The sequence below is a fragment of the Collinsella aerofaciens genome (assembly GCF_040926265.1).
Taxonomy (GTDB): Bacteria; Actinomycetota; Coriobacteriia; order Coriobacteriales; family Coriobacteriaceae; genus Collinsella; species Collinsella aerofaciens_BB.
Map to the genome: position 1 here is coordinate 114269 of NZ_JBCOIL010000001.1, position 7143 is coordinate 121411.

Annotated in this window: 3 protein-coding genes; all 3 read right to left on the bottom strand. The window is 59.7% G+C overall.

The window, feature by feature from the left end; translation table 11 throughout:
• Window positions 1-1326: GH25 family lysozyme (locus AB5767_RS00525; protein ID WP_368137005.1), on the bottom strand; the 1326-nt coding region annotated here is incomplete at its 3' end.
• 148 nt (window positions 1327-1474) lie between these two features.
• On the bottom strand, window positions 1475-4591 hold the full coding sequence (locus tag AB5767_RS00530; protein ID WP_368131575.1) for an NlpC/P60 family protein: 3117 nt from the start codon (window positions 4589-4591) through the stop codon (window positions 1475-1477).
• A gap of 30 nt (window positions 4592-4621) precedes the next feature.
• A partial coding sequence (locus tag AB5767_RS00535; protein WP_368132795.1) for a C39 family peptidase occupies window positions 4622-7143 on the bottom strand: 2522 nt, incomplete at its 5' end.

Sequence of the window (7143 nt, forward strand, 5' to 3'; positions counted from 1 at the left end):
GGCCTCGACGGCGCGGCCCTGGCCGGTGGTGCCGCCCTCGGAGGCCGAGGGGGTGTCCCAGCCCTGCCAGCCGACGCCACTTACATTGGCGTTAATTTGCACAGAGCCATCTTCAACGGGATTCAAGATGCTGACCTTAAGATCCTCCACTGATTTAGACTGCCCCGTTGTGCCAGCCGTAGATCCGTCGCGCTTGCTGCTCATCCAGCCAATATTCGAGACATGCGCCTCATACTGAATATGCATCTTGCTGTCATCTACGTTGAGAAGAGAACCGTTGAAGCAGTAGTTCATGTCACAGCGTCCGTTGACGCCCGGGACATTGCCACTGCTTGAATACTGCCAGAAACTGTAGCTGCCAGCATAATCGCAACGCCAATTATATTGAGCGACCCAATGGTCATAACCGCTCAACGACGGAGAATTCAGGTAGTTGTTAAGCCAGTTAAGGTTCGCATAGATACCCGACTTAAAGCCAACGGCCTCCATACGGTTGCAAAAAGCCTGCGCAATCTGGGTAAGCTTATCCTTGCTGAAATCCGGATCTTGCAAGATATAGCTATCCTCAAGATCATAATAAACGGGAAGCGACGGATGATGGCCGCCGAGCCAAGCAAGTGTCCTGTCGGCCTCTTTATTGGCATCCTCTACAGAACGGGCGTAGGAGTAGTAATACACGCCATAAGGAATGCCGAGGCGTTCACATTCAGCAGCGTTCTTTTCAAAAGAATCGTCAGGTTTTCCGTAAACCGGACCGACCTTGAGAATGGCAAAATCAATCCCCGCGGCCTTAACCTTATTCCAATCAACAGTTCCTTGATGATTGCTGACATCGATGCCGCGCGCAACAGCGCCATTGGGCAAAGGATCGTCAGTTAAAGACTGCGCATCGATGTCGCCATTGTCAGAATCGATAAGCACGCCGTTTTCGAAACGCCAAGAGTTCGGTTCCAAAGAGTCGGCTTCGCAGGAATTCATTTCAGTGGAATCATCGGTTGGGGCTTCACCGTTTGACTCGTCAACACGAGACTCTTCGATGCCAATTCCAGGCTGTTCGCCTGAATCAGAGTCTACACCCCCATCAGGACGAGCAGCATTTGCATCGTCACCATACCATTCGGTTACACCCTGAGAACCCGAGGCATCGTCCTGCGCTCCCTGAGAGCTTGCACCTTGAGATTCGTACTCGTTCGATGTTTGCGAGACCGACTGCGAAGCAGCGGCGGCCTGGACCGACAGCGCATACGCGCTGTAAGGCTGAATGATTTGCGACCAGCCCATCAATAGCGTACAAACCAAAGCAGCAGACGCTTTAAGACGTTTCATGCATATCCCCCGAGACAGTAACCACAGATAAAGAAACGAATACTAGCTATATTACCACACTTCCATACAGGCATTTAAAGCTTAGGAAAGCACCAGTTAGCACACAGTCAAAAAGAGGCGCTCCTGCAACGGAGCGCCTCAACAGACTCTATGCGAAAGGCCTAGCGGCACCGATTACACGACCTGGAGCATTGATCGAGCGCTCGGTCACACCGATCCCAGGCCACGAATCAATGATTCGACCGTTTCCGATATAGATTCCAATATGGCCCTGGTAGTAGACCACATCTCCCCTCTGCATAGCAGAAGTGCTAACCGGCATAAACGTGTTGTTGCGATACCAATTCATGGAGTTGTAGGTTTGCTCGGGCAACCAACGATGGTTATACGGGTTATACCAACCCATATCCATGCCAGTCGCATACAGACATTGCAGCACTAAGCCCGAACAATCAACCGCATCCCCCGGCCAAGAAGACCAAGGCTCGATATAACGCGTCCCGATATATTCACGAGCACGCTGGACGAATGCGTTGATGCAATCCTGTCGCGAAGCGTTGTAAGGAATTCGAGTAGGCGTGACATACGTAAAGTAACCGGTGCAATACGAAGGAAGCTGCACGCTATTGCAACTAACCTTTGGATAAGATCCCGGGGTCTGATACCCCATATAACGATAGGTCTCAAAATACGAATCAGACGTAGAGCCTGGTGCGGAAGCGCCCTTGGGAACAATCTTTACCTGTAATGCCTGAACAGGAATGCCAAGCTTCGTGGTGCCCGCCGGTGATCCATTTTTGGTCCAGCCAAGCCATCCGTAATTTGACACGTGGACGCGATACCAGACATCAAAGTAATTCGAAACGTCACCAGTCAAATTAATCTTCACAGCTTGGATTTGTTGTCCCTGTCCAATGGTTCCCGCTGTGGCTCCATCTGAGACAGCAGATTGCCAGCCGATATTGGATACGTGGGCGGAATACGAAATGCCACCGTTCATGGAACTATCGGAAAGGGACAGTTGCATTGCCTCCATGGCACGGTTCTGCCCAACCGTTCCGGCAACACCGCCATTGCCAACAGACGCTTGCCAGCCAAGACCGGAGCAATTTGCCTTAGCGGATAGCCCAGGAAGCTGGATCAACGCAGCATGATCTTGAACGGGAGCGTCGGACGAACCCTTGGCAACCAACTTAATTTGAATTGCCTCGGCCTGCTTAGACAGCCCAACGGTGCCAGCTGCGGCGTCATTTTTAGCCCAACCAAGCCAACCATAATCCGCCGCATGAATACGGTAGTAAATATTGTATTTTGACGAGTCGTTGCCAGTGAGCCTTAATTTAACCGCCTGAATTGCGAGGCCCTTGCCAACAGTGCCAGCATAGGAAGCACCCGAAACGTATGGCTGCCAACCGATATTCGCAACGTGTGCTGACACTTCAACGGAGGCATCGATGCCCTGCGTCGAAATATACAACGCCTGCAGAGAACGAGACATGCCCGTCTGGCCGGCAGTTTCGCCATTGCCAACGGGAGCCAACCAGCCCGCAGAAGCAACGTGCGCCTGGGATACAAGACCGATTCCCGACGTTTCGGTAAATGCATTACCGGTAGAACCAGGGGCAGGTTGACCCTTACGAACAAGTGCAACATCTATGCCGCACAAACCGGAAGAACCACCAGAAACGCCACATGCCTGACCATTTGACGTCCAGCCCGTCCAGCCATTACCGGAATCGTATACTCGATACCAAATGTCATAATTGGCAGCAAACTGGCCGCTCAGCGACATTTTTATCGCTTTAATGGGTGCGCCGGATACCGCCTTGGCGGCGCCGCCATCCGATTCGGAAGCACCCCAGCCTGAATATGCATCCATAACGGCATAGGAAATTGACCCGTCATCAGTTTGGCCTGCAACGCTTAAGGCAATGGAGTTCAGCAGTTTGGCGCCCTTGCCTCCAATCGTAGCCTTTTGACCAGAAGATAAGCCAAGACTCTCCCCAGAAACGGCGGATCCGGAAACCGCAACAGCATCTAGATCGCCGATGAAGACCTTGCTCGAAGAGCCAGGCGCTGCTCCGCCTTTCTCCACAAGGATTACCTTTACCGCTTCGATAGCCTTGCCTTTACCGGCAGAACCAGCGGCAGCTCCATTACAAGCCCAATCGAGCCAGCCTATACCCGAGACATGAGCACAGTACCAAATGTCATATTTTTCAGCTGCCTCACCGGTTAGACGAATCTGAACGGCTTCGAGACGCTGAGACTTACCAGTCGTTCCACAGTGCCCCTCAGACCACTGTTGCCAGCCGACATTAGAAACATGGCCACGAAGCTCAATGGAGCCCGAGTGACCATACCAGCCAAGCTGAGCCTCAAGCGCCTCCATGGGGAGGCCCCTACCAGTTGTCCCGGCAACAGATCCGCCGCCTACGGGCGACATCCAACCAATATTCGACGTATGTGAGCGAACAGTGATTGAGGCAGGTTCATCGCTACGGCTCTTAAAAGGACAGGCGGTGTCGCCCGGGGCGGGGTCGCCCTTGGGCAGGACCGCGACCTGGACGGCCTGGACGGCGCGGCCGTAGCCCGCCGAGCCGGCGTCGGCGCCGTCGCACGCCCAGCCCAGCCAGCCGAACTCGGCGGAGTGGACGCGGTACCAGACGGTGTAGCGGGCCGACAGCTCCCCGGACAGCCTGACCCTCAGGGCCTCGACGGCGCGGGACTGGCCGGTCGTGCCGGCGGTGCCGCCGTTGCCGACGGCGGCCTGCCAGCCGACGTTGGAGACGTGGGCCTCGACGGATATGGCATTTGCAATCTGTTCTTGAGAGGTGGCTCCATCCACTTCAAGTGAGATTTTTAGTGCCTCAAGATTCAAGCCCCTACCCGTGGTTCCGGCAACCTTACCCGAACTAACCGGATCCATCCAGCCAATATTCTGCACATGGGCAGAAACACTAACGTTTTTGACGGTGAGCTGATCGTTGGAGGCAGAATCAGCGGCAGCGGCTTCGTTAGTCTCCCCCGATAAGACCTGCTGCGCGTCTTGAGGCTCGCTATCTACGGAGCCAGCATCCGATTCTTGCCCCCCAGAGATAGGCTCAGCTTGATTGGAAGTAGAGCCTTCAAGATGAAAGCTGTTTGAATCATCAGATACGTCAATTGAATAATCGGCATATGCAGCAGTCACGGCCCATGATTGACTCATGAACAGCGCGATAACCACAAGTATAGAAACGGACACATCTAAGAGACGCTTCACGATTCCACCTTCCTTCGACTTCGACGGCGCCTATTTAATGACGACCGCCTGAGCTCCTCTTTGCGAGTATAGCGAGGCAATGCGCTGAGCTGAGTTAGAGACATAGCCAGCGAGTGAATCAGCAATGTAAACGGTACCTAGGGAGCGATTAAAGCCTCTTAAGACAACGGTGTGAGAGTTGGTATAGGTTCTATAAACCCTTCCGCCGTAAGCCTGAGTCGCATAGCAACTTCCCAGGTTTTGCATACCTATCGTTGACCAAATAATAACGGGATGTCCAGCTTCCAAGTACGAATAAAGGTCATAGAAACCAGTACCGGTCACATCGTAGGCTCGCAAACTACTACCACTGCTAATCAAGAAAGAATTCGCGGTGTTGGTCAGTCCGGGAGCAGATATGCAGTTTCCATTCGAAGCGCTATGAGGATTGCCCCAAAACGCCGTAACAAAATCCCAACTGCTCCTAGGCATATACGCGTCTGCAATGACGGTTTTACCCAAACCAAATCCGTAATAGTTAAGCGCATTGGTCAATGCAACGGACTCGCAGCCAGTCGGAAGCTCGGGGTTCTGCATTGTACAAGGGACGTTGAGAACAACCGAATTCGGATGCAATGGGCGGTCCCTGTACGCGCCGTCCGTCGGGCCCGGGGCCGCCGAGCCCTTCGCGAGGACGCGGACCTGGAGCGCCTCTACGCGGTAGCCGATGCCGGTCGTGCCGGCGCGGGCCCCGTCGCTGGCCCAGCCGAGCCAGCCGTAGTCCTGCACGTAGGCGCGGTACCACACGTCGTAGTACTCGGAGAGGTCGCCGGTCAGGCGCATCTTCACGCACTCGACCGCCCTGCCCTGGCCGGTGGTGCCCGCCACGGCGCCGCCCGAGACCTCGTCCTGCCAGCCGACGCCGGAGACGTGGGCGCTGTAGGACAGGCCGCCGGAGACCGGCGAGGAGACCTCGGCGGCGATCGCCTCGACGGCGCGGGACTGGCCGGTCGTGCCGGCGGTGCCGCCGTTGCCGACGGCGGGCTGCCAGCCGACGCCGGAGACGTGGGCCCTGAGGCTGAGCGAGGGGACGGAGAGCTCGGCGGGGTCGCCCGTCGAGGGGGCGTCGCCGCCCTTCTCGACGAGGACGGCCTGGAGGGCCTCTGCCTGGACGCCGAGCCCCTCGGTGCCCGCGGCCTCGCCGTCCTTGGCCCAGCCGAGCCAGCCGTAGCCGGCCGCGTGGACGCGGTACCACACGTCGTAGCGCTCGGAGACGGGGCCGGAGAGGGACACCCTCACGGCCTGGACGGCGCGGCCCTGCCCCACCGTGCCGGCGTAGGAGGGGGCGGAGGCGGCGTCCTGCCAGCCGATGCCGGCCACGTGGGCCGCGACGGAGACGGAGCTCCCCTCGCCCGCCCCCTCGAGGGAGGCGCGCACGGCCTGGAGCGCGAGGCCCCTGCCGGTCGTGCCGACGTCCTCGCCGCCGCCCACCGCGGGCAGCCAGCCGCGCTCGGCGACATGGCCCTGCAGGACGAGCGACGGGCCGGAGGCGGCGCCGGAGACGTAGGCCCCCTCGGCCGGGCCGGGGGCGCCGGAGCCCTTCGCGACGAGGGCGACCTGAACGGCGGTGAGGCCCGAGGCGCCGGACTCGACGCCGGAGGGCTCGCCGGCGCTCGCCCAGCCGAGCCAGCCGCGCGCGGAGTCACAGGAGCGGTACCAGACGTCGTAGCGCTCCGCGAGGCCGCCGGACAGCTCGAAGCGGACGGCCTTGAGCTGGAGCCCGCCGCCCGAGGCGCCGAGCTGCGCCCCGTCGGAGCTGGTCTCCCCCTGCCAGCCGGAGCCCAGCAGCAGGCCGCGGTAGAAGACCGACCCGTCGGACTCGAGGTTGTCGACGGTCGCGGCGACGGAGCCCAGCACGGGCCCCCTCTCGGAGCCGAGCGTCAGGACCCCGCCCGAGAACGACGAGCCCGCCGGCGAGCCGGCGACGGAGATGGACGACCCGGACAGGCGCTCGCCGGCGCCGCGGAAGGCCCCGCCGGCCGGCCCCGGCGCGGCGCCGCCCTTGGGGACGAGCACGACCTGGACGGCCTGGACGGCCTTCGACAGGCCAACCGTGCCCGCGGACGCGCCGTCCTTGGCCCAGCCGAGCCAGCCGTAGTCGGAGCAGTGCACGCGGTACCAGACGTCGTAGGACGAGGCGGCCTCGCCGGAGAGCCTGAACTGGAGCGCCTCGACCGCTAGGGAGCGCCCGGTGGTGCCGGCGGTCCCCGAGGTCCAGCCCTGCCAGCCGACGTTCGAGACGTGGGCCCTCACCTCGAGGGAGGAGGATCCGTGCCCGTACCAGGAGACGGAGCCCGAGAGGGCCTCGAGGGCGCGGCCCTGCCCGGTGGTGCCGGCGACGGCGCCGTCCGAGACGGAGCCCTGCCAGCCGATGCCGGCGACGTGGGCGCGGTAGGAGACGGAGGGGGGCTCGGAGGACCTGTCGACGAACGGGGTGGCGGTGTCGCCCGGGGCGGGGTCGCCCTTGGGCAGGACCGCGACCTGGACGGCCTGGACGGCGCGGCCGTAGCCCG